The 23,309-nt window shown below is 60.9% G+C and carries 17 protein-coding genes; 14 read left to right on the forward strand and 3 right to left on the reverse strand.

All coding sequences use genetic code 11. The annotated features are described in order from the left end of the window. Window positions 1-24: 24 nt before the first annotated feature. The 5 genes from N434_RS20605 (at window position 25) to N434_RS20625 (ending at window position 11,122) form a co-directional block, all read left to right on the forward strand. Window positions 25-4,584: a type I polyketide synthase gene (locus N434_RS20605; protein WP_110760105.1), complete on the forward strand. Its 4,560-nt coding sequence runs from the start codon at window positions 25-27 to the stop codon at window positions 4,582-4,584. A gap of 39 nt (window positions 4,585-4,623) precedes the next feature. Continuing rightward, window positions 4,624-5,691, forward strand: coding sequence for an LLM class flavin-dependent oxidoreductase (locus N434_RS20610; protein ID WP_110760106.1), 1,068 nt, complete (start codon window positions 4,624-4,626; stop codon window positions 5,689-5,691). A gap of 13 nt (window positions 5,692-5,704) precedes the next feature. After that, the gene (locus tag N434_RS20615; protein WP_286172361.1) at window positions 5,705-9,085 is read left to right on the forward strand and encodes a non-ribosomal peptide synthetase; all 3,381 of its coding nucleotides are present in this window, start codon (window positions 5,705-5,707) and stop codon (window positions 9,083-9,085) included. Window positions 9,086-9,116: 31 nt separating this feature from the next. After that, window positions 9,117-10,469 carry an MATE family efflux transporter gene (locus tag N434_RS20620; RefSeq protein WP_110760142.1) on the forward strand — a complete coding sequence of 451 codons (1,353 nt, stop codon included), beginning with the start codon at window positions 9,117-9,119 and terminating at the stop codon, window positions 10,467-10,469. 131 nt (window positions 10,470-10,600) lie between these two features. Beyond that, window positions 10,601-11,122, forward strand: a complete 522-nt coding sequence (locus N434_RS20625) for an Rrf2 family transcriptional regulator (RefSeq protein WP_110760108.1) — start codon at window positions 10,601-10,603, stop codon at window positions 11,120-11,122. Window positions 11,123-11,153: 31 nt separating this feature from the next. Here N434_RS20625 and panD read toward each other — a convergent pair whose 3' ends face one another. The 3 genes from panD to N434_RS20640 all read right to left on the reverse strand — a co-directional run bounded on the left by panD (window position 11,154) and on the right by N434_RS20640 (window position 13,452). Further along, window positions 11,154-11,621: an aspartate 1-decarboxylase gene (gene panD, locus N434_RS20630; RefSeq protein ID WP_110760109.1), complete on the reverse strand. Its 468-nt coding sequence runs from the start codon at window positions 11,619-11,621 to the stop codon at window positions 11,154-11,156. 23 nt (window positions 11,622-11,644) lie between these two features. Then, window positions 11,645-12,133, reverse strand: a complete 489-nt coding sequence (locus N434_RS20635) for an RrF2 family transcriptional regulator (RefSeq protein ID WP_286172362.1) — start codon at window positions 12,131-12,133, stop codon at window positions 11,645-11,647. 407 nt (window positions 12,134-12,540) lie between these two features. After that, entirely contained in the window at window positions 12,541-13,452 is a 912-nt protein-coding gene (locus N434_RS20640; RefSeq protein WP_110760143.1) for a 2-dehydro-3-deoxygalactonokinase, read from the reverse strand. A gap of 115 nt (window positions 13,453-13,567) precedes the next feature. On the opposite strand from N434_RS20640, the gene N434_RS20645 reads away from it, so the two are divergent. The 9 genes from N434_RS20645 (at window position 13,568) to N434_RS20685 (ending at window position 23,294) form a co-directional block, all read left to right on the forward strand. Next, entirely contained in the window at window positions 13,568-14,476 is a 909-nt protein-coding gene (locus N434_RS20645; protein ID WP_110760110.1) for a dihydrodipicolinate synthase family protein, read from the forward strand. Then, window positions 14,473-15,639, forward strand: coding sequence for a mandelate racemase/muconate lactonizing enzyme family protein (locus N434_RS20650; RefSeq protein WP_110760111.1), 1,167 nt, complete (start codon window positions 14,473-14,475; stop codon window positions 15,637-15,639). The genes N434_RS20645 and N434_RS20650 overlap by 4 nt, the downstream gene beginning before the upstream one ends. A gap of 24 nt (window positions 15,640-15,663) precedes the next feature. Continuing rightward, complete coding sequence (locus N434_RS20655; RefSeq protein WP_110760144.1) at window positions 15,664-16,935, forward strand: ABC transporter substrate-binding protein; 1,272 nt, start codon at window positions 15,664-15,666, stop codon at window positions 16,933-16,935. A gap of 82 nt (window positions 16,936-17,017) precedes the next feature. Then, on the forward strand, window positions 17,018-17,944 hold the full coding sequence (locus N434_RS20660) for a carbohydrate ABC transporter permease (protein ID WP_046800464.1): 927 nt from the start codon (window positions 17,018-17,020) through the stop codon (window positions 17,942-17,944). Window positions 17,945-17,954: 10 nt separating this feature from the next. Continuing rightward, window positions 17,955-18,785: a carbohydrate ABC transporter permease gene (locus N434_RS20665; protein ID WP_046800465.1), complete on the forward strand. Its 831-nt coding sequence runs from the start codon at window positions 17,955-17,957 to the stop codon at window positions 18,783-18,785. A 2-nt stretch (window positions 18,786-18,787) separates the two neighbouring features. Further along, window positions 18,788-19,870: an ABC transporter ATP-binding protein gene (locus tag N434_RS20670; protein ID WP_110760112.1), complete on the forward strand. Its 1,083-nt coding sequence runs from the start codon at window positions 18,788-18,790 to the stop codon at window positions 19,868-19,870. Then, window positions 19,867-20,850 (forward strand): NAD-dependent epimerase/dehydratase family protein, encoded by a 984-nt coding sequence (locus tag N434_RS20675; RefSeq protein WP_110760113.1) that lies wholly within the window; start codon window positions 19,867-19,869, stop codon window positions 20,848-20,850. The genes N434_RS20670 and N434_RS20675 overlap by 4 nt, the downstream gene beginning before the upstream one ends. Beyond that, complete coding sequence (locus N434_RS20680; protein ID WP_065116464.1) at window positions 20,847-22,529, forward strand: SMP-30/gluconolactonase/LRE family protein; 1,683 nt, start codon at window positions 20,847-20,849, stop codon at window positions 22,527-22,529. The genes N434_RS20675 and N434_RS20680 overlap by 4 nt, the downstream gene beginning before the upstream one ends. 3 nt (window positions 22,530-22,532) lie before the next feature. After that, window positions 22,533-23,294, forward strand: a complete 762-nt coding sequence (locus N434_RS20685) for an SDR family NAD(P)-dependent oxidoreductase (RefSeq protein WP_065116463.1) — start codon at window positions 22,533-22,535, stop codon at window positions 23,292-23,294. Window positions 23,295-23,309 lie beyond the last annotated feature (15 nt).

The raw sequence follows: 23,309 nt of genomic DNA on the forward strand, positions 1-23,309 counted from the left end.
AATCGATGATCGGAGCCATCGCCGATGAACGTAAAACAACAGGCCGGGGCCGGCAGTCAGCCCGATCAGGCGACATTGCTCGGAATATTGCGCGACGCGCGGGAGCGTCTGGAGATTTTCCAGAAACGCCATGATGAGCGCGTCGCGATCATCGGCCTCGCAGGCCGTTTTCCCGGTGCCGATGATATTGACGGTTTCTGGCAGCTGCTTGCCGGTGGCGGCTCCGGATTGACGGCGGTCACGGATGCGGATCTCGAAAGCGCCGGTATCGATCCGCAATTGTCGGGGCAGTCCGACTATGTCAGGGTCTGGGGTGGGTTCAGCGATCCGACCGCTTTTGATGCCGGGTTTTTCGGTTATGCGCCAAGGGAAGCCCAGCTGCTTGATCCGCAGCAACGGGTATTTCTGGAATGCGCCTGGAACGCGCTGGAACATGCCGGTTACGGAAGCGGGAAAAGCCGGGGCCGCACGGGTGTTTATGCCGGCGGTTCGCTGAATTATCACTTCACCCATATTCATTCCGACCCGTCCCTGCGCGACAGCGTGGCACCGCTGCAGGCGGGGCTCGGCAATGTTTCCGGCATGATCGCATCGCGCGTGGCTTACCACCTCGATCTTGAGGGGCCGAGTGTGGGTGTTCAGGCAACCTGCGCCACCGGTCTGGTGTCGGTGCATCTCGCCGTTCAGGCATTGCTTTCGGGCGAATGCGAGATGGCGGTGGCAGGTGCTGTCTCCGTTGGCCAGCCAAAGCCTGCCGGTTATCTCTATGAGGCAGGGGGCATCGGTGCTCCCGATGGCCAATGCCGGCCATTCGACGCGGCTGCCAGCGGCACCATATTCACCAACGGTGTTGGCGCCGTGATCCTGAAGCGCCTTGGCGATGCGAAGGCGGCCGGCGATACGGTCTATGCCGTTATTGCCGGGTCGGCGATCGGTAACGACGGCAGCTCCAAGGTCGGATTGACGGCTCCGAGCGTCAAAGGCCAGGCCTCTGTTCTCAAGAAGGCGCTGAGCAATGCGGGCATAGCTCCCTCGGCAGTGGATTATGTGGAGGCCCACGCGACCGCGACCGCGATCGGCGATCCGATCGAACTGACCGCGCTGAACCGTGTCTACGGGCCGTCGCTTCGCGCCGAAGGCCGGACTTGCCTCATAGGTTCGCTCAAGGGAAATGTCGGGCATATGGATGCCGCGGCCGGCATTGGCGGGCTCATCAAAACTGTCCTTGCCCTGCGGCATGACTGCCTGCCGCCAAGCGGCAACTTCACGACGCCCAGCAGTGCCTGCGATTTTGAAAGCGGCCCCTTCCGGGTGGCGGCAGGCAAATCCGACTGGAAAGCCGATGCCGACAGGCCGCGCCGTGCCGCCGTCAGCGCATTTGGCATGGGGGGCAGCAATGCCCATGTGATCATAGAGGAAGCGCCCGCACGACAGGAATCGACGGAAGGTGAGACGGGTACGCTGCTGCTGCCGCTCTCGGCACGTTCGGCAGCGTCGCTCGCCGCAATGCAATCTTCCCTTTCGGATGCGCTTTCGAAAACCGGAAAACATCAGGGGGTGTCCCTTGCCGATGTTGCCCATACGCTGCAGACGGGACGAGAGACCTTCAACCACCGTTCCATCACGCTTGCGACGACATTATCCGACGCCGCCGAGAGACTGAAATCCGCCTCCGGGCCCGGTTTCGCCACAGGCCAGATCCCGCAGCATGACCCAAGCCTGGTATTCATGTTCCCGGGTCAGGGCAGCCAGCATGTGGGAATGGCCCGGTCACTCTATGAGCGCGAAGAGCACTTCCGGGCAGCACTCGATGAATGCCTGTCATTGATACCGGACGATCTTGAAATCCGGGCGTTGCTTCTTGCAGGGCAGGATGCCTCCGATGCCGGGCTGGACCGCACGGACCGTGCCCAGCCTGCGCTATTTGCCATCGAATATGCGTTGGCCAGAATGTGGATGCACAAGGGTTTGCAACCGCGGGCCATGATTGGCCACAGCGTTGGCGAATATGTCGCCGCCTGCCTCGCCGGCGTGTTCTCCCTCAAGGATGCCATGTTCCTCGTGCTGGCACGGGGGCGGTTGATGCAGGGTTGCGCCGCCGGCGGAATGTTGTCGGTCATGTTGCCCGAGGCTGATCTGCGCGCCCGGCTGGATGAGGGGCTGGAAATAGCTGCCGTGAATGGCCCGGGTAGCTGCGTTGTTGCTGGCGACACGGAGGTTCTGCATCGTTTTGCGGAACGGCTGGAGAAGGACGGGGCCGGCTGCCGGCTGCTCAGGACATCGCATGCGTTTCACAGTGCGGCGATGGAGCCGATTCTCGAGGAGTTTGCGGGCCTGTTCGACGGCATCGCTCTCTCTGCACCGGCAATCGATGTGATGTCCAATCTTTCCGGAAACTGGCTGCGACCCGAAGAGGCCCGCAGCCCGGCATACTGGACCGAACATCTTCGCAGGGCGGTAAATTTCAGCGACGGGATGAAACATCTTCTCGAACTTTCCGCTCCCGTTCTGCTGGAGGTCGGGCCCGGCTCGACGCTGTCAAGGCTGGCGCGCCAGCAGGCGAATGAAGATTGCCGCATTGTCACGTCCCTGCCGGATGCGGCCGGAACGGCCGACGCTGCCGACCATGCGTTGCTGGCGTTCGGACAGCTATGGCTGGCGGGTATCGATATCAGCTGGGAGGCGCTCGACAATGGATCGCCGCGCCGCCGCGTGGGTTTGCCGGGTTATCATTTCGAGCGGCAATCATACTGGATTGCGCCACCCACGGTTGGGCGAGAAACGGCTGTTGCCGCAACCCATAGACCGATGGCCGAATGGTTTCATCAGCCGGTGTGGAAGACGCGACCGTTGAAAATCGGCGTATCGGCAGCCGTCAAAGGTCGCTGGCTTGTTTTCGGTGCGGCTCTTCCGGAAATTCCGCAAGGGATCGATGCGGTTCTTGTGGGTGAGGGAGCGACATTCAGCGCTTCGGAGAAAGCCTATACGATCGATCCGGCGAGCGCCGAGCATCTCCTTGCCCTGTTCGACGATCTCGCCAAAAAGAACTGGACGCCGGATCAGATCATCAGCGGTTTCGGCTTGGCGGTTACGGACCTGCCGGACGCCGCGTGGAGTTTTGCGCTTGCTCTTGCCAGAACGCTTGCCGGTGGCGCCCTGCGTCCGGATGTGACATTCATCGGCAGGTCCATGCACGGTATTTTTGCCGCCGATGAGGTTCAGCCCGCCAAAGCCCGGATTAACGGGCTGGCGCGGATGCTGAGCCAGGAACTGCCGGGACTATCGTGCCGCAGTATCGATGTTCAGGGCCTGCCGGACGCAAATGCCACAAAATACCTTCGGGATGTCGTCTCCTCGCCTCTGGTCGAAGGGGAGCAGATTTATGCCCTTCGCGATGGTATTTTGTTCGCGCTCTCCCATGAGCGGGTCGAACTCAGCGATGTTGAAGCCGGTTCCCTTGCAAAGCCCGGTGAAACCTATCTTGTCATAGGCGAACTTCTGGGAGGGCTGGGGCTGGTCTATGCCCGCGCGCTCATCAAAGCTGGAGCAAAAGTCATTCTGGCGGGTCGTGCGGGAATTCCGCTGGTGCCGGACTGGGAGCGCTGGCTTGCATCTCACAGCCCCCGTCATCCGGTCAGCCTTTTCATCCAGACGCTCAGATCGCTCGGAACCCCTGGCAAGGACTATCTTCTCTTTTCCGGGGATGTCAGTGAGGCGAAATGGCTTCGCTCCGTACTGGAAGAGGGACAAAAAAGCCTCGGTACCGTGAAGGGTGTTTTCCACACGGCCGCGATGGGTGATCAATATTTCGGGCTGCTCGGCAATGAAAGTTTCGACACCAAAAGCCTTCAGGCCGTAAAATCCGGCACCATTGACGCCCTTGATCGCGTTCTTGGACAGCGCAATGACATTTTCGTGCTTGTCCAGTCGTCGCTCTCATCGATCGTTGGTGGCAAAGGCCTTGGCCGATACGCTGCGGAAAATGCCTATCTGGATGCTTTCGTCTCCGCAAAAGGGCACGCGTCCGGTCCGGTCTGGAAATCCGTCAACTGGGATGCCTGCGCATCGGTTCACGCGACGGAGGCCGGCCATGCGGCCCATCGGGAAATAACCCCGGAGGAGGTCTGGCAGATCACGGCGCTGGTGCTTTCGCAGGCTTCGCCGGCGTCAGTCGTCGTCACGCCCTATGATCTCGAAAACCGTCCGGCAGCGGACGTCCAAGGTTCCGACGGCGCTACAGCGAACGGCCAGAAATCCGCCCGGAGCGGGGCGTCGGCCGCCTATGCCGCGCCGCAGGGGCCGCTTGAGGAAGAAGTCATCGCCATCATGGCGGAGCTTCTCGGGATAAATGGTATCGGCGTTGCCGACAATTTCTTCGAACTCGGCGGGCATTCGCTGCTCGCCATCCAGGTCGTCGCCCGGCTTCGAAAGCGCTTCGACGTCGAAATCCCAATGCGGGCCCTGCTTTTCGACGCACCGACGGCCGCCGGCCTCGCCAGGGTCATTCAGGAGGGTCTCGACGCCCGCAACCATGAGGCGGATATGCTTGCCTCGATGCTTGATGACGTCGAGGCCGGTCGTTGAAGACGCCGATAACGCTCACACACAATCGGGATCATTCTGATGAAATTCAGCCTTTTTTATTTTGACGGTGACGGGTCGCGTCCGGGTCAGGAAAACTACCGCCTGTTGATGGACAGCGCACAGTTTGCGGATGCGAATGACCTGGAGGCCCTGTGGGTGCCGGAACGGCATTTCCATGCATTTGGGGGCCTCTACCCCAATCCCTCGATCGTCAGTGCCGCATTGGCGATGGTCACGCGCAAGGTACAGCTGAGGGCCGGCAGCGTCGTTGCCGCCCTGCATCATCCTGCCCGCGTGGCGGAGGAATGGGCGGTCGTCGATAATCTGTCCGGCGGCAGGGCAGGCATCGCGATAGCGGCCGGCTGGACCAAAGATGAATTCGTCTTCTCGAAGGAACCGCACGGGAACCGCCGCAGCACCATGTGGCGCTCTTATGAACAGATCAGCCGTCTTCTCGCCGGCGAGGCGGTCGCATTCGAGGATGCGGACGGTAACATTGTTGACGCAAAAACCCTGCCGCGGCCCGTGCAGTCGCGCATCCCCTTCTGGGTTGCATGCCAGTCCACGGAGACTTTCATCGAAGCAGGCCGCCGCGGCCTCAATGTTCTGACGGCCCTGCTTGGTGAGACGACGGAGTCGCTTGCGCCGAAGATCGAGGCCTACCGCAAGTCACGGGAAAAACACGGGCATGATCCGGCGGCGGGAACCGTCAGCATGATGGTCCACACGTTTCTGGGCGATGATACCGGTAAGGTAAAATCAAATGTTTCCAAACCTTTCGGAGATTATCTTCGCACCCATTATCATCTTCTCGAAGGCCTTGGGCGGAGCATGGGTGTCGACATTACGCTCGATAATTTCAGCGATGACGACCTCGACAGCCTGATCGAGTTCGGCATCGAGGGTTTCATGAAAGGCAGGTCGCTGATCGGCACGCCGGAAAGCTGCCAGTCGACGGTGGACACATTGGCGGAAACGGGCGTCGATGAAATCGCCTGCCTGATCGATTTCGTACAGGATTACGACCTCGTCATGGGCAGCCTGCCATTTCTGCTGAAACTCGTGGAAGCGAACCGCCCGCCGGTTCGTGTTGCCCGAGCGGTCTGAAGGATTTGCGATGATGTCGAATGCCGAGACGATTGCTCTATTGCGTAACCGCATCGCAAATCTTGACCCGGAGCAGCGGGCACGGCTGCGCTCGCAGCTTGAAGCACGTGGCATGTCCTGGCAGGATGTTGCGCCTGACGACGGCGATGCCGGTGCTGCCGGGCGATTGCCGCTGACGTCATCGCAGATGCATTTCTGGCTGCAGCAGAAGATCTACCCTGATAGTTCGGCCTATGTCATTCCGTTCAGGTGGCATATTGATGGCCCGCTGGACCATGACGCCATCATCCGCACGCTTCAAATTCTCGTCGCGCGGCACGAGCCGTTGCGCACGGCGTTTCCGCTCGAAGAAGGAAGGCCGTGGCAGCAGGTTCACGGCAGTATGGTGCCCGAACTGGTCGTTTCCGATTGCCGGAACATGTCTGCTTCCGATTGTGACGATGCGATAGGCCGGATCGCCCGCACCCCTTTCGATCTGTCCAAGGCGCCGCTGATGCGCACGCATCTGCTGCAGCTTGGAGAAAACGAGCATATTCTTGTGTTCGTCTTTCATCACACGGTTGCCGACGGATGGTCGCGCGGCATTCTCATGCGCGAATTTTCTTTGTGTTACGCTGCTGTGGCGAACGGTCAGGAACCGGTCCTCGATCCCTTGCCGCAATCCTATGGCGACTTTGTCCGCGCCAGGCAAAAATGGTCCGGCACGAAGGATTACGAGCGGCAAAAACAATACTGGGTCAACCGGCTGCAAAATCTTGAGCCGCAGGAGTTCCCAGCCGACTATCCTCGCCATGAAACGGCTGACATGGCCAGCGAAACGCTGGTGAAGGAGATTTCGCAGGATCTGATGGCGGAAGTGTCAGGTCTGGCCGCCAGGCTCGGCACGACGACCTTTGTGGTGTTCGCCGCCGTTTTCCAGCTTTTGCACCACCGTTATACCGGTCGCCGTGACCTTGCTGTGTGTGTCCCCGTTGCCGGTCGGAGCGATCCCGATTTGGCGGGATTGATTGGCCTGTTCACCAATACGATCGTGTTGCGCAATGATCTCAGCCCGGCCATGTCATTCCGGGACTGGGCGAGACGCATACAGGAAGATTTCGCCAACGCGCTCGAACATCAGGACTATCCCTTTGCGGAGTTGATGGATGTCCTGGGCAGCAACCGCGAAGGGGTGGAAAATTCGCCATTCCAGATTTCCTTTCAGGTCCAGACCCAGGGCTACAGGCAGCAGAATGCGCAGGGCTTCGATCTGGGCAATGCCAGCCTGTGGGTGAGGCAGGAAGCGATACCGGTCGCGGAAGCAAAGCTCGACATGAGCTGGATGATCATGGAGCGCGCATCGGGCGCGCTCGTCACCGTCGAGTACCGGTCCGGCCGGTTCGAGGCGGTGCGAATGGAGCGGCAGCTGGAGCATTTTGAAAACCTGCTGCGGTCGGTCGTCGCTTCCCCCGACGCGCTTTTACCGACCTTCGAATATATCTCCGCCGGCGAGCGTGAAGGTCTTCTGTCGGCGGGTGCGCTTGTGGCGCGGCCTCTCCCGGTCAAGGGGGTGCACGACCTGATAAGCGGTGCGGCACGTCTCCATCCCGAAAAGATTGCCATTGAATGCCTGGACAGGAGCTGGACGTATAGTCAGCTCGAAGAGGCGTCGAATAATCTCGCAAGAGCGCTTCTGACACTGGACCGGCCAGTGAAACCGGGAATGCGCGTGGCGGTTTCGCTGCCGGGGCAGGCGAGCTGCATCATATCTTTCCTCGCGATCATTAAGGCCGGTGCGGTCTATGTTCCGATCGATCCGCGCCACCCGGCAGACAGGATCGGTTACGTGCTGGAGGATGCCGCAGCGGTTCTGGTGCTGACTGACAATGCGGGGCTTTTCCCCGGCATTGCCTGCATCGATCCCGTTCATCATCTTGAAGATCAGCCGGATGCCCGGCTTCCGGCAATGCCTGATAACAGTGACATCTATATTCTCTATACAAGCGGCAGCACGGGGCGACCCAAGGGAGTGCCGATTACGCATACGGGCCTGCTCAATCAGTTCCAGTCCATGGCGCGCCACCCCGGTATAGGGGCTGGAGACCGGATGCTCTCGGTGACGACGCCGGCATTTGACATCTCCGTTCTGGAAATGCTCTGGCCATTGAGCGTCGGCGCCACGGCCGTCATGCGCGAACCGGACCTTTTGCTTCAACCCGAGAAGCTGGGAAGGACAATCGGCGAATATGATATTTCGCATTTTCAGGCGACCCCCGCCACATGGAGAATGCTGCTGGACAGCGGCTGGGAAGGAAAAAAATCCCTCACCGGACTATGCGGTGGCGAAGCTCTCGATGCCCAGCTTGCCGGCCGGCTCCTTCAAAAGATCGGTTCTCTCTGGAATGTCTATGGCCCGACCGAGACGACGATCTGGGCTGGTGCATTGCTGGTGGAGGAGGCGCATTCCAGAAGCGGCAAGGTGCCGATCGGCGGCCGCCTGGATAACACCTCGTTCCTCGTCCTCGATGCCTATATGGATCCCGTTCCCGAAGGCGTGCCGGGAGAGCTGCACATTGGTGGCATAAGCCTCAGCCGTGGCTACTGGGACCGGCCGGCGCTTGCGGCCGAAAAATTCGTTCCCGATCCCTATGACCGGACATTGACGCCGGGCTCCCGCCTTTACAAAACAGGTGACCTTGTCGTGCGCAGGCCGGACGGCAATCTGGATTTCGTCGGACGAACCGACTTCCAGATCAAATTGCGCGGCTATCGCATCGAGGTTGGAGAAATCGAGAGCCTGCTTCAGGAAGAAGAGGGCGTCGATCAGGTTCTGGTTCTGCTCGATGCGAACAGGGAGCAGCTTCTGGCCTATGTTCTCCTTGAGGATCGCTCCGGCAAGGTCGACAAGGGTGTCATGGGTATCCGGCTCAGCAGGGCGCTTTCGGCTCGGTTGCCGCGTTACATGGTGCCGTCGCATTTCATTCTTCTGGAAGAGTTTCCGATGAATGCGAATGGCAAAGTGGATCGCAAGCGGCTGCCGCTGCCGGATCGCTCGGAAAGGGCGGTTTCCGAAATCAGCTCTCCGGGAAACCGGGTCGAACAGGCATTGCACGCCGTCTGGCAGCAGATGCTGAAGCGCGAGGATATTGGCGTCAGCGACAATTTTTTCGAGCTGGGAGGGGATTCCCTGCTGATCGTCGCCATGCCCGCGAGGGTTCGCGATGCGCTTGGCATCGAGCTGGAAGTCACGGATTTCTTCCGTTTCCCGACCCTGCAAACTCTGGCTGGCCACATAATCGATCTTCAGCACGGCAAAGCCGAGCCATCGGAGAGTGGACGGGGGCGAAGCGACACCAGGGTACAGGGGCGTGAACGGCAATTGCAGCGGCGCATCAGGTCAGGCAATTTCGCCTGACCTGACCATGAAGCCGATCAGGATCACAGCCATGGAACAGGGCGCCGCAACCGCCGGGACAGAAGACATCAACACGCATGGAAAGCCCACCTTATTCCAGCTGAGCTTTCCGCTCCTGCTTCATTCGCTGCTGAGCTTCTTCGTCAATCTGGCCGATACGGCGATCATAAGTGCCTATTCGGCAGAAGCCGCGGCCGCTGTTGCTGTCGCCAAACAGGTTCTGCTGATAGCGTTTGAATTATCCGGACTTATCGGCATCGGCGCCGTCATCGTCATTTCCCGGCACCTTGGCCGGGGTGAGGTGGAGGCGGCGCGGCAGGTGGTTGCGGTCGCGCTTTTGACCAACACGATCGTTGGTCTTGCGCTTGGGCTGTCACTGATCGTTGCGGGTCCCCTTGTGCTTGAGCAACTGGCGGGTTCGACGTCGCTGAGTGCTGAAGCTGGCCTTTATCTGAACATCGTCGCGGTTGCCATGATCTTTAACGGCTTCATTGCTGCCGGTCTGGCCTGCCTGCGCGCATTCGGTCACAGCCGGCTGATCCTGGCATTCGGGGTGGGGGTATCGGCCTTTTATCTCCTTGCTGAATGGGTTCTCATTCTGGGAGCCGGGCCTCTGCCGGGCATGGGCGTGACGGGTGCGGCAATCGGCACCCTGAGCGTTCGCCTGCTGACCGCTGCCGTTCTGACGCCGGTTCTGGTGCGCAAGCTCGGGCTGCGTTTTTCGCTTGCCGATACGATTGCGCGTCTGGCGACGGCCCGGCGGATGATCGCAATCGCTTTGCCGAGCGTGACCGATTACATCGCCTACAGTTTTTACCAGATCATTCTTCTGGGGCTGGTCGCCAGATTCGGCGTCGACGCCGTGCTGGGGCGCACTTACACGATGCTTGCCATGGCTTTTCTGATCGTTGTCGTCATGGCAATCAGTCAGGGGAACGAGGTTCTGATCGGTTACCGGTTCGGCGAACGCAAGCTTGACGCGGCGACCCGTCAGGCTCTCCGGTCCGCAAGCGTCGCGGCAGCTACGACAACCGGGCTTGCCACGCTGATCTGGCTCGCCTCGGTTCCCTATACCCGGTTGTTTACCGACAACACGGCGATCATCGAATTGTGCGGCAGACTGCTGTTCCTGACGATATTCATTCAGCCGGGATTTGCATTCAACACGATCCTGTTTCAATCGCTGCGGGCTGTCGGAGATGTCCGCTGGCCGGTCTTGGTCAGCCTGACCGTGACATGGGGGCTCGGCCTTCCCATGGCCTGGTTTTTCTGCTCGTTCCTCGATCTTGGAGTGACGGGCGTATGGTGGGCGCTGATTATCGAGGAAACCATAAAGGGCGGCCTGTTCCTGCAGCGCTGGCTCGCGCGCGAGGTTAGGCAATAAGGGCAGGATCATCCATGCGGCATGCCGGAGGCCGGCTTATATCCCTGGAACAATTGAACGGAGCGATATAACACGGTAGTGTAAGAACCGGATCGACGATCCCCCACTCGTCATGAGGACGTTCATAAACGATGCATCTGAAACGGCAGACTGAAATCGCCTTTGGCATACTCGCAGTATGCGCGCGACAGGGGAACGAAATCGTATCGGTTCAAAAGGTCTCGCAGGAAATCGGTTCTACGAAAGACCACACCTATCAGGTTGTCGCCCTGCTGGCGCGAAACGGTCTGCTGCTGAGCGAGCGAGGCCCCGGTGGCGGCCTTAAACTGGCAAGGGAGCCGGAGGCAGTGAAGCTGACCGAGGTGCTGCGGCTGATACAGCCCGAATTGCTCGGGGAAGGCGCAGATAACCTCCCGTCGCCCCAGTCGGACGCCGAAGCATTGCTTGGCCGCATCGTCTCCACGACATCGTCTTTTTTTGCCCGCCTTCTCGATCGCTTCACGGTTGCCGACCTGATTGCTCCTGACAGTAATCTCCGTGTCAGTTGTCTGGATTGCGGCCTGATGGCGTCCCGCCACCAGGCAACGATCTCCATGGCAGATGATGACCAGCCTCAGCCTCTGGTCGCCAGACAGTCCGGCTATCGCAGCTAGATGCGCCAGCCGGTTAAGGCCGGCGCATTTTTCAGGCTATGGCTCGATCTGCCACGTCCTCGTCTTCCATATCGGTGTTTTGCCCATTGGGCAGGGTTTCGATAAAGAAGTCGAAGGGACGACGTGCCGTTTCCTTGACGCGATAGCGCAGAACATCCTTCACGTCGTTTTTCGGTGTGAACGTGAGGACCATGGGCGCGGTGTCATAAAGCGCGCTCTCCTGAACGTAAGACGACGAGCATATGATGACCTGATCGCCACGCTGGCAGGTGCGTGCCGCCGCACCATTGAGGATGCAGCATTTTGATCCTGCCTCGCCGAAAATCACATATGTCGAAATTCTGGCGCCGCTTTGCTTGTTCCAGATATCGACGAATTCAAGAGGCCTGATACCTGCGAGGTCGCAATGCTCGGGATCCAGAGTGATCGACCCGTGGTAATCAAGATCGGCTCCCGTTACGGTGATGCCGTGTAACTTGGCTCTGACGATGCGTATCAAATGCAACTCTCCTCAACATGATTTCAGATTGTCGCATTCAACCGGCTTACAGCTTCGGTTTCTCCCGCAGATGGCGCTGGCAGCGTCATTCGTCGGCTGCGACACTTTGAACTGCTGATCTTCGTCGGGGTGACATCGGTTATCTTGCAGGTGTCCGCCAGTTCGATGAAATAGTCGGAGGTTGCCTCCGCCAGCATGTGGAAAATGCCTGCCGTGCCGGAAGGATTGGCATTGCGTGTGCGCGGCCGCCTGACAATCGTCGGCTGTGTTGCCCGCAGGATCATGCCCACGGAAAGACTTTCCGGATCCACATTAAGAACGACGCCGCCGGTCCGTCCGCGCCTGCTTTGCAGCAGTCCGTTTCTGACCAGAATTGCGACCACCCTTGCGGCGTGATCTTTTGTGACTCCAAGCCGATGAGCAAGCTTTCGCGTCGTATGGGCTTCCTCTGTTTCGTGTACGAAGTTCGTCAGAATGCCGATGGCGATTTCAGATTCCCTGGTCAGATACATCACATGGTTCTCCTCACACCGAGAGACGGGACGTTCAAATTCTCTCTCGTTGTTTAGACGAGCAGGATTTGCTCTTTAGGACCCTGTCATAAAAAAATATTGCGTCGGAGGGCGGTATCGGGGAATGGTGGATGGAACTCCGAGCAGCCGGATCGTCCGCGTTGCGGGCGGTTTGCGGCGAAAACTTTGGTGGCCCGCATTCCCGCCGTCTTCGTTCTCATCATCGACCTTATTCTCGATATTGCCGAGAAGAGACTGATCACCTAGCGGCCGAATGCGGGTGAAGAACGACCTGCCTGAGGTCTGGCTTGTGCTGATACCAAAACGAGGCGGCCTGTGGGCCGCCTCGTTTCATGAAAGGAACAGGTTTTGTCCTGTCGGGATTGCGCCCCGGCCACCGTCGGCGCTCAGGAAAGCGTCTGTTTGAGGACGGCGAGCGCCCCTTTCGTCAGGATGTCGTCCGCGCCAATCGATGTCGTGAGCCCGAACACATCTGCGGCAATCAGATAGAGATCGTTCAGCCCATCATTGCCGACGATATCTGCTTCGTCTCCCTCCGCATACCATCCGGCATCGCGGGCCTGCCGAAACTCCTGGCCGATGACCAGTCCCCGCACATAGGAGCGCAGCTGATCCGGCGAAAGCCGGCCGGCGAGCCCGCCGGTTCGCGCCGAAAACATGAGCGACAGCATGGCGGCGGATCGTTTTGCCTCTTTCAGACCCCAGCGATAGGCCTCGGGATCATCGACCGGCGGCTGCGTTGAACCGCGCGCGATGAAGGAATGATTGATGAGCAGGTTGAAGATTTCACCGGTCACGAATGTCTGGAAACCGTCGATCCGCCCCGCCTTCACCCGCGCCCATTTGCTGTGGGTTCCGGGGATGATGAGGGTGGCGTCTTCGCCAAGGCCATGGCCGACGATCTGGGTTTCTTCGCCGCGCATCACATCCGGAAAGGGCTGGCGGGCGGGGTCGTTGAGACCCGGCAGGAAAACAAGATCGGACCCGTTCGGCAGCGTCCTGCGCACCGTGCCGGCGGCAAGTTCCGCCGGGCCTGCCGGGCACGGCACATAAGCGACCTCGACCCAGCCGTTGCGGCTGGTGATCATGCCGAGTGCGGCGACGGGCAGGGGCCCGTGGCGCGAGAACCAGGGTGCGAGGGCAGCCATCAGCGCCGCCTCATGCTCACCCTTGCCAAGGCTCGAAATACCGTCGGCGGTTTCCAGATGATCGAGTTCTTCGCCGCCTTCACCAACGAGCGCCGCCCTCAGTGATGTCGTTCCCCAATCGACGATGATCGATGTCGCCGCTGCTGCCATGTCTTGAACCTCCTCGTTCATTTCATCTTGGGGCTTGTCATAGGGTGCGAGTCTATGTAGTGTCAATTAGTGAATTCAAGGTATCAAAATATGATACTTAATTGGGAGGAGAAAGATGGTGGCTGGCCTCAAGGGGATTTTGCCTGTTCTGCCCACGCCGTTTCTGGCTGATGGCGGCATTGACGAAGCGGGTATGAAGCGGCTGGTGGTCTTTGCGCTCGACAAGGGCGTGGATGGTGTCGTGTTTCCCGGTTTCGCCAGCGAGGTGGAGGCTTTGAATGCCGCCGAGCGTGCAACGCTGCTGAAGATCGTCGTGGATGCGGTGGCCGGCCGGGTGCCTGTTGTGGCCGGCGCCAGTGCGGCCGACTGGCGCGAGGTGGTCGAGCATGGGCGGGCGGCATCGGCGCTTGGCATTCGCCACCTGATGGTGCAGCCGCCCAAATCGGTCGGCACGGATGCGCCGGCGCTGATCGAATTCCTCGGCCGGATCGTCGAGGCGCTGCCCGAGGTTGAAATCATCCTGCAGAACGCGCCTGCGCCGCGCGGCTCCGACCTTTCGCCGCAGGCAATCGTGGAGATCGTGCACGCCTTGCCGCAGGTGACCTATGTCAAGGAAGAAACGCTTCCCGCCGGCCCGGCCATCAGCCACATCATCGCCCATGCGCCTTCGACACTGAAGGGCGTCATCGGTGGCGGCGGCGCGCGTTACATTCTCGACGAATATGCCCGGGGTGCTACGGCGGCCATGCCGGCGCTGGAGATCGCCGAGGAACATGTGGCCATCGACCGGGCGCTTGTTGCCGGGCGGCAGGAAGAGGCTCGCCGGATCTATGTCCGCACCCTGCCGCTTCTGGTGTTGCAGGCGGTCTATCGCATGCGGCTGACCAAATATGTGCTTGCTCGTCGCGGCGTGATCGAAGGTGTCGGCGTGCGTGCGCCGACACCCGAGCTTGATGCGGCGGCCATTGCCGATATTGACGCCAATCTGGTCGAACTCGGCCTTGTTGCCGCGGAGGCCGCATGAACAGCCCCATCGCAACAGTCGAAGTCTTCACGCTGACCCAGCCGCGCAAGGTGCCCTATCTTGGCGCGCTCAGGGAAGGCGAGGTGGTCAATCCCAACGGCTACATCGTGCGCAAGGGCAATCGCACGGTCTACCCCACCTTTGACCGCAGCGTGCTGGTGCGCATGACCACCAAGGCCGGCACCGTCGGCTGGGGCGAGACCTATGGCATCGTCGCCCCCGGCGCGGTCGCCGCCCTTATCAATGATCTTCTCGCCGGTTTCGTGATCGGCCGTGACGCGTCCGATCCTTCGGCTGTTTATGACGACCTCTACGACATGATGCGGGTGCGTGGTTATACCGGCGGCTTTTACGTCGATGCGCTCGCCGCGCTCGATATTGCCCTCTGGGATATTGCCGGGCAGGAAGCCGGCAAATCGGTTCGCGACCTTCTCGGCGGTGGGGTAGATACGTTTCCAGCCTATGTTTCCGGCCTGCCTGAAAAAACGCTGAAGGCGCGCGGGGAACTGGCGAAATACTGGCAGGATCGCGGTTTCAACGCCTTCAAATTCGCAACGCCGGTGGCTGATGATGGCCCGGCGGCCGAAATTGCCAATCTCCGGCAGGTGCTTGGGCCGCAGGCCAAGATCGCCGCCGACATGCACTGGAACCAGACACCGGAACGGGCGCTGGAACTGATTGCCGAAATGCAGCCCTTCGACCCGTGGTTCGCCGAAGCGCCCGTCTGGACGGAGGACATTGCCGGTCTGGAGAAGGTTTCGAAGAATACCGACGTGCCGATTGCCGTCGGTGAGGAATGGCGCACCCATTGGGATATGCGTGCCCGCATCGAACGCTGCCGCATCGCGATCGTACAGCCGGAAATGGGCCATAAGGGCATCACCAATTTCATCCGCATCGGCGCCCTTGCCGCCGAACACGGCATTGACGTGATCCCGCACGCCACCGTTGGCGCCGGCATCTTCCTTGCCGCCAGCCTGCAGGCGTCGTCGACATTGTCGATGCTGAAGGGACACGAATTCCAGCACTCGATCTTCGAGCCGAACCGCCGCCTGCTGGACGGCGACATGGATTGCCGCGAAGGCAGGTATCACCTGCCGTCCGGACCGGGACTTGGGGTAAGACCGTCGGAGGCGGCGCTCGGTCTGATTGAACGTATCTGATTTGGTTTTTTGGAGGAGGAAACCATGACCAAAAGAATGAAAAAGCTGGCGCTCAGCACCGCGACCGCCGTTTTGATGACCATGGGCGCTGTTGCGCCCGCCATGGCCGATACCGTGCTGAAGTTCATTTCCTGGCAGACCGACGATGCCGGAACGGGTGAATGGTGGCATTCCGCCATTGCCGCCTTCGAGAAACAGCATCCGGGGGTGAAGATCGAATTCACCAAGGCGGAGCGCAGTTCCTACGCGGATACGATGACCACGCTTTTCGCCGCCAACCAGCCGCCGCAGATCGTGCATCTGGCGTCCTTCGAATTCCAGATGTTTGCCGATAGCGGCTGGCTGGAACCGCTCGACCCGTGGCTGAAGAAGGATGGCATCGACATGACCGGCTGGGCCGGCCAGCAGAAATGCGAATGGAACGGCGAAACCGTCTGCATCATGACCAACTATTTCGGTTTCGTCATGGCCTATAACAAGACGCTGCTGGAAGAAGCGGGCGTTGCGGTTCCGAAAACCTATGACGAGTTCCTGGCCGCTGCAAAAGCCACGACCAGGGATCTGAACGGCGACGGCATCATCGACCAGTTCGGCACCGGCCACGAAACCAAGGGTGGTCCGGGGCAATATCTGACGGAAATGCTGAACTACATCATCGATGCCGGCGCCTACTGGACGGACAAGGACGGCAACATCACCATCGACACGCCCCAGATGGTCGAGGGCCTCTCACGCTGGAAAACCGTGATGAAGAGCGGCATCAGCCCGGTGGACATGAGCGCCAGCGACGTGCGCAAGCTGTTTGCCGATGGCAAGATGGCCATGCGGCTCGATGGACCGTGGCTTTATGGTACGACTGAAAAGGGTTCGGCCAAGAGCGACATCGTTTATGTCGCGCCGCCGCTTCATCCACCGCTTGGCGGCTCGTCCAACGTGCTGGCCATGCCGGCCGATATTCCCGACGACCAGAAGGCATTGGTCTGGGATTTCATCAAGCTGACGATGACGCCGGAATTCCAGCGCAGTTACGCCACCCTTGGCGGCAACACCCCGCCAAGCCCGAAGGCGGATGTCTCGGGTGTTGAAAAGACCATCCCGCATTTCCCGGTGCTGATCGAAACAATGAAGGCCGCGTCTGAAGCCGGTATCGACCGCATTCCGACCGGGCTTGAGCTTTTCTACAACGAGTTCAGCAAGATGGTGATGGAAGAAAGCCAGCGGATGATCATTCAGGATCTCGATCCGGCGGAGGTCGCGAAAACCATGCAGGCAAAGGCCGAAGCCATCAAGGGTTGATCCCCATTGTCCTGATCTTGTTGTCCTGCCATGGCCCGTAAAGGGCCATGGCCATCATTCGCATCCGGCAGGAGGACCATCCATGACCGAACCCGTTCGGGCTGGGCGTCGCAAGTTCTTCGATCTTGCGCGTCCCAGCCGGCAACATCTCCTCGGCTATATTCTGATCGCGCCCGCGGTCCTGATGGTTGCCGCCATCATCGTCTGGCCGCTCGTGCTGGCCATCGACCTGTCGTTCCAGCAGGTCAAGATACCACGGCTTGGCGGCGCCAGTCGGCCGTTTTCGCTGAGCAATTACACCTGGCTGTTCTCGTCGCCGGAATTCTGGCTGGCCTGCTGGGTAACGCTGAAACTGGTCATCGTCGTTACCGCCGGCAGCGTCGCGGTCGGTCTCAGCACGGCGCTTCTCGCCAATAACCGTTTCAAGGGCCGCACCGTCGCGCGGCTGGGAATGGCGCTGCCCTGGGCGGTGCCGGAAATCATCGCGGTCGTCATCTTTGCGTGGATGTTCGACACTTCCTTCGGCCTGTTCGGCTGGCTGGCGATCAAGCTCGGTTTCACCGATCAGATGATCCCGTGGGTCAGCAGTTCCACGGCCGCCTTCTGGGCCGTGGCGATCACCATGGTGTGGAAGGGTTTTCCTTTCGTCTCGATCATGTGTCTGGCTGGTCTGCAGTCCATCCCCGCCGATTATTATGCGGCGGCCAAGGTCGATGGCGCGAGTGTGTGGCAGCGTTTCCGCTGGATCACCATGCCGCTTTTGATGCCGGTGCTGGGCGTGACGCTGGTGCTGACGCTGCTTTGGGTATTCCGCGACTTCTCCATCATCAAGGTTCTGACCGGCGGCGGGCCGCTGCGTTCAACCCAGACGCTGTCGATCATGACCTATGACCAGGCCTTCCAGTATCACAATTTCGGTCGTGCCGCCGCCGTCGGCGTGCTGACGCTGGTGATCTGCATCGTCGCGAGCCTCCTGATGCTCGGCCGGCGTTCGAAATCGATCTATTGAGGAGGCTTTGATGAAACGGACATTTTTACAGAGCCTTGCCCTTTACGCGACTGTGATCTTCACGCTGGTGATGATCCTGTTTCCGGTCTACTGGCTGCTGGTCACGGCACTTTCCACCACCGATGAGCTTTACCGCCTGCCGCCGACCTTCTGGCCGGACGATCCGCAGTGGGACATCTTCGCCCGCGTCTGGGCGGCAAAACCGATCCTGCTGTGGCTTTGGAATTCGATGCTGGCGGCCATCGGCTCGGTGGCACTGTCGATGCTGGTCTCGGTCAGCGCCGGTTATGCGCTGTCGCGTTATTCCATGCGGGGCGGCGCGACCATGGGCCTCTTCGTCCTGACGGCGAAGATGCTGCCCGCGACGCTGCTGGTCATTCCGCTGTTTTCGATCTTTTCCAGCTTCGGCCTGATCGGCAGCCTGTGGACACTGGTTCTGGCGCATTCGACAATGATCATTCCTTTCGCCACATGGATGCTGAAAGGCTATTTCGACACCATTCCGAAGGAACTGGAACAGGCTGCCATGGTCGACGGCTGCTCGCCGATCGGCGCGATGGTGCGCGTCGTGCTTCCCATCGCCACGCCGGGGCTTGCCGCCACCGCACTTTATGCCTTCGTGCTCAGCTGGGCAGACTATGCCTATGCGCGCACCTTCCTCGTCAACTCGCCGGACAACTGGACGGCCAATCTCGGCATCACCACGATGCAGGGCGAATATGTCACCTACTGGAACGACATTTCCGCCGCATCCGTGTTCATCGCGCTGCCGATCATCGCAATCTACCTGTTCCTGGAACGTTATTTGGTCGGCGGCCTCACCGCTGGCGCGGAGAAATAAGCATGGCCAATATTTCCATTCGCAACGTCAGCAAGTCCTATGGCGCGCTCAACGTGCTCAGGCCGTTTTCGCTTGAGATCGAGAACGGCGAGTTCGTGGTGCTGGTCGGGCCTTCCGGCTGCGGCAAGTCGACGATGCTGAAAATCCTCGCCGGCCTCGAACCGGCAAGCGAAGGCCAGATATTCATCGGCGACAACGAAGTGACGGATCTGGCGCCGGGTGACCGCGACATCGCCATGGTGTTCCAAAACTATGCGCTTTATCCGCACCTCACCGTTCGCCAGAATATCGGCTTCGGCTTGAAAATGCGCGGCACCGACAAGACCGAGATCGACCGCCGGGTTGATGATGCGGCGCGCATTCTGGAAGTGACACCCTATCTCGATCGCAAGCCCAAGGATCTCTCGGGCGGCCAGCGCCAGCGCGTGGCGCTTGGCCGTGCCATCGTGCGCCAGCCGCAGGCCTTCCTGATGGATGAGCCGCTGTCCAATCTCGATGCAAAGCTGCGCGTCCACATGCGTGCCGAAATCGGTGCATTGCACAAGCGCATCGGTGTCACCACCGTTTATGTGACGCATGATCAGGTGGAGGCGATGACGATGGCGGACCGCGTCGTCATCATGCAGGGCGGCATCATACAGCAGATCGCTGCACCCGACGAGCTTTTCAACAATCCGGCCAATCTTTTCGTTGCCGGTTTCATCGGCTCGCCGGGCATGAATTTCCTCAATGCGGAACTGCGTGACGGCACTGTTACCCTGTTTGGGCAACAGGTCTCCCTGCCGGGTGCCGTCGGCCGCCAGGGCAGCGTGATTGTCGGCCTGCGGCCGGAACATCTCGTTCTGGGCGATGCGCCTGTTACCTTCGATGTCCGTCCGACGCTGGTGGAAAGCCTGGGGTCGGAAAAATACGTCTATTTCGATGCGGAAGGTGCAAGGGTCGCGGATGGCGAGGAGGGCAAGTCCAAGGGGCTGATCGCGCGCGTCTCGCATACCGGCAGCCTTCCCGGCAATGAGGCGCTCCGGCTCGGTTTCGATCCGGCCCAGCTTTATCTCTTCGATGCAAAGACCGGAGCACGGCTATGATCCTCGTCACCGGATCGGCAGGCCGTGTCGGCCGTGCCGTTGTCGCCGCCTTGCGCGCACAGGGCCGCGCCGTTCGCGGTTTTGATTTGAGGCCATCGGTAACCGGCGGCGAGGAAGTCGTCGGGTCGCTGGAGGATGCGCAGGCACTGTCCGAAGCCATCAGGGGCGTGAGTGCCGTCCTGCATCTGGGCGCCTTCATGTCATGGGCTCCGGCGGATCGTGACCGCATGTTCGCCGTCAATGTCGAGGGCACGCGCCGGCTTCTGGACGCGGCGTCAGCAGCTGGCGTGCGGCGGTTCGTTTTCGCTTCGTCGGGTGAGGTCTATCCGGAAAACCGGCCGGAGTTCCTGCCGGTCACCGAGGACCATCCGCTTTGCCCCAATTCGCCCTATGGTCTGACGAAGCTTCTGGGTGAAGAGCTGGTGCGCTTTCACCAGCGAAGCGGCGCCATGGAAACGGTGATCCTGCGGTTTTCGCATACGCAGGATGCGGCGGAACTGCTGGATGAGGAGAGTTTCTTTTCCGGTCCCCGGTTTTTCCTGCGGCCGCGCATTCGCCAGCAGCAGAATTTCGGAAACACTGCCATCGCCGAACTGCTCCAGTCCCGCGATATCGGTGAGCCGTCGCACATTCTGGCGCGCAATGAAAACGGCCGGCCGTTCCGTATGCATATAACCGACACGCGCGACATGGTGGCGGGCATTCTGCTTGCTCTCGATCACCCCGGGGCGGCGGGCGGCACCTTCAATCTCGGTGCCGATGAACCGGCCGATTTCGCCGCGCTTCTGCCGAAAATTGCAGCGCTGACCGGCCTGCCCATCGTGACAGTCGATTTTCCCGGCGACGGCGTTTATTACCATACGTCCAACGAGCGGATCAGAAACACTTTGGGGTTTGAAGCGGAATGGACGATGGACCGGATGCTGGACGACGCGGCGGCCGCAAGGCGGCAGCGACTCGCGAAGGAGCAGAGGCAATGAAACCGGAGACGCCGGGCGGCACGGCCGCACTGGCCAAGGGCCTGACCCTGCTCGATATGGTTGCCGATGCGCCGGAACCGTTGCGTTTTGCCGAGCTGCTGCGCGCCTCCGGTCTGCCGAAGCCGACATTCGCGCGCATCCTGCGCACCCTCATCGCTTATGGCCTCGTCCGTCAGGATGAGGCCCGTGGCACCTATGTTCTCGGCCAGCGTTTTCTGGAAATGTCCCACAAGGTCTGGGAGAGCTTCGATCTCGTCTCGGCGGCGACCCCGGAACTGGAGCGGCTGGCCGCCGAGCTGGGGGAGACGGTTGCGCTGTGCCGGCTTGACGGCACCATGACGCAATATCTGGCCGAACGCTCGCCGAACGGTCTTTCGGTGCGCGTCGAGGTGGGACGCCGCGTACCCCTGCATTGTACCGCGCCGGGCAAGGCGCTGCTCGCCTTTCAGGACCCCGCCGTTGGTCGCGCGCTGCTGGATCGCCTGACGCTCGATCTGCAGACAGCCAAAACCATTACCAGCCTCGATGCGCTGCAGGCCGATCTGACGCTGACGCGGGCGCGGGGTTATTCGATTTCCTACGAGGAGCATCTGCCGGGCGTGAATTCGGTCGCCGCCCCTGTCATGGGCCGGGACAATACGCCGATGGGCGTGCTCGTTGCGCTCGGGCCGTCGTCGCGGCTGGATTCCTCCAATATCCATCCCGCCGGGCGTGAATTGATTGCCGCCGCCCGCCGCATTACCGGTGCAGCCGGGGCCGTGGCGATCAGTTCGCGGCCACGCCCGCGTTCGGCAACGGGCCGCCCCAGCGCCGAACTCAGCTGTATTCTGCCGTGGGGTGCGCAGCTGGGGGAAAGCCCGGTCTGGCACGAGGGGGAAAACGCGCTCTACTGGGTGGATATCCTGCATCCGGCGGTGCACCGCTTCGATCCTGCCACCGGCCGCAACGAAACCTGCGAGACCGGCAAGCTGGTCAGCGCCGTCATTCCGGTCACCGGCGGGCGGTTGCTGGTGGCGTCGCAGGATGGCGTCGAATGGCTGGATTTCGCCTCCGGCCGGCTGACCCCCTTCGTCAGCCCGGAGGCGGGCATTGCCGATAACCGCCTGAACGATGCCAAATGCGGGCCGGATGGCGCGATCTGGGTCGGCTCGATGCGCATCGATGCCTCCAAGCCCACGGGTGCGCTTTATCGCATCAATGCCAATGGCGCATCCGAGCGCAAGGAAGGCGGCATCATCGTCTCCAACGGTCTCGGCTGGAGCCCCGATGGCAGGACGTTCTATTTCGTCGATACCGTGCCTGGCCTCATCCACGCCTATGATTGTGATCCGGCGACGGGCGCGCTGTCGCAGCGCCGCGAATTCGCCCGCATTCCGGTGGCCGATGGCCGGCCGGATGGTCTGGCGGTGGATGCCGAAGGCGGTGTCTGGTGCGCCATCTGGGATGGCTGGTGCGTGCGCCGTTATCTTCCGAACGGCAAGCTGGACCAGGTGATCGACATGCCGGTGCCGCGCCCTTCCAGCATCGCCTTTGGCGGGCCGGACCTGTCGACGCTGTTCATCACCAGCGCCCGCACGCGCCTGCCTGCCTCGACACTCGCCGATGCGCCGCTCTCCGGCGGCCTGTTTTCCTGCCGCCCGGGAATTGCCGGCGCGCGCATCTCGCTGTTTGAAGGATAAAGGATGCGTCTCGAAAGCGTCTTTGGATTGAAGGGCCGCACGGCGCTCGTCACCGGTTCCAGCCGTGGCATAGGCGCCGCCATTGCCGAGGGGCTGGCGGGCGCGGGCGCCCATGTCATCCTGCATGGCATAAAGCCGGGCGCCGCCGCGCCCGTGCAGCACCGGATCGTCGCAAGCGGCGGCACGGCGCAGGAACTGGCGGGCGATCTTTCCGAACCCGGTGCCGGTCGTGACCTCATCGAACGGGCCGAGGCGATTGCACCGGTTGATATTCTTGTCATCAATGCCAGCGCCCAGATCAACGCCGCGCTTTCGGAACTGACACCGGACGATCTGGCGTTTCAGCTGGCGGTCAATCTGGGCTCGACGGTGGATATGCTGCAGGCGGCCCTGCCGCGCATGGCGGCCCGCAAATGGGGCAGGGTGGTTTCCATCGGCTCGGTCAATCAGCTGCGGCCGAAGGGCATCGTCACCGCCTATGCCGCCACCAAGGCAGCGCAGCACAATCTGATCCAGAGTCAGGCGCGGGATTATGCGCGCGACAATGTCTTGCTCAACACGCTCGCGCCCGGCCTCATCGACACCGACCGCAATGCCCACCGTCGTGATGAGGACCCCGAAGGCTGGGCGGAATACGTCCGGACGCTGAACTGGATGGGCCGTGCCGGGCAGCCGGAAGAAATGGTGGGTGCCGCCATCTTCCTGTCGTCGCAGGCCTGCAGCTTCATGACCGGTGAAACCGTGCTGATGACAGGCGGTTACTGATCACGCATCCTTCGC

Source organism: Rhizobium sp. UGM030330-04, from assembly GCF_003208455.1.
GTDB lineage: Bacteria > Pseudomonadota > Alphaproteobacteria > Rhizobiales > Rhizobiaceae > Agrobacterium > Agrobacterium rhizogenes_A.

Coding starts and splice junctions, on each gene's coding strand:
- N434_RS20605 (WP_110760105.1), top strand. CDS start 25: ATGAACGTAAAACAACAGGCCGGGGCCGGCAGTCAGCCCGATCAGGCG.
- N434_RS20610 (WP_110760106.1), top strand. CDS start 4,624: ATGAAATTCAGCCTTTTTTATTTTGACGGTGACGGGTCGCGTCCGGGT.
- N434_RS20615 (WP_286172361.1), top strand. CDS start 5,705: ATGTCGAATGCCGAGACGATTGCTCTATTGCGTAACCGCATCGCAAAT.
- N434_RS20620 (WP_110760142.1), top strand. CDS start 9,117: ATGGAACAGGGCGCCGCAACCGCCGGGACAGAAGACATCAACACGCAT.
- N434_RS20625 (WP_110760108.1), top strand. CDS start 10,601: ATGCATCTGAAACGGCAGACTGAAATCGCCTTTGGCATACTCGCAGTA.
- N434_RS20635 (WP_286172362.1), bottom strand. CDS start 12,133: ATGTATCTGACCAGGGAATCTGAAATCGCCATCGGCATTCTGACGAAC.
- N434_RS20640 (WP_110760143.1), bottom strand. CDS start 13,452: ATGGCAGCAGCGGCGACATCGATCATCGTCGATTGGGGAACGACATCA.
- N434_RS20645 (WP_110760110.1), top strand. CDS start 13,568: ATGGTGGCTGGCCTCAAGGGGATTTTGCCTGTTCTGCCCACGCCGTTT.
- N434_RS20650 (WP_110760111.1), top strand. CDS start 14,473: ATGAACAGCCCCATCGCAACAGTCGAAGTCTTCACGCTGACCCAGCCG.
- N434_RS20655 (WP_110760144.1), top strand. CDS start 15,664: ATGACCAAAAGAATGAAAAAGCTGGCGCTCAGCACCGCGACCGCCGTT.
- N434_RS20660 (WP_046800464.1), top strand. CDS start 17,018: ATGACCGAACCCGTTCGGGCTGGGCGTCGCAAGTTCTTCGATCTTGCG.
- N434_RS20665 (WP_046800465.1), top strand. CDS start 17,955: ATGAAACGGACATTTTTACAGAGCCTTGCCCTTTACGCGACTGTGATC.
- N434_RS20670 (WP_110760112.1), top strand. CDS start 18,788: ATGGCCAATATTTCCATTCGCAACGTCAGCAAGTCCTATGGCGCGCTC.
- N434_RS20675 (WP_110760113.1), top strand. CDS start 19,867: ATGATCCTCGTCACCGGATCGGCAGGCCGTGTCGGCCGTGCCGTTGTC.
- N434_RS20680 (WP_065116464.1), top strand. CDS start 20,847: ATGAAACCGGAGACGCCGGGCGGCACGGCCGCACTGGCCAAGGGCCTG.
- N434_RS20685 (WP_065116463.1), top strand. CDS start 22,533: ATGCGTCTCGAAAGCGTCTTTGGATTGAAGGGCCGCACGGCGCTCGTC.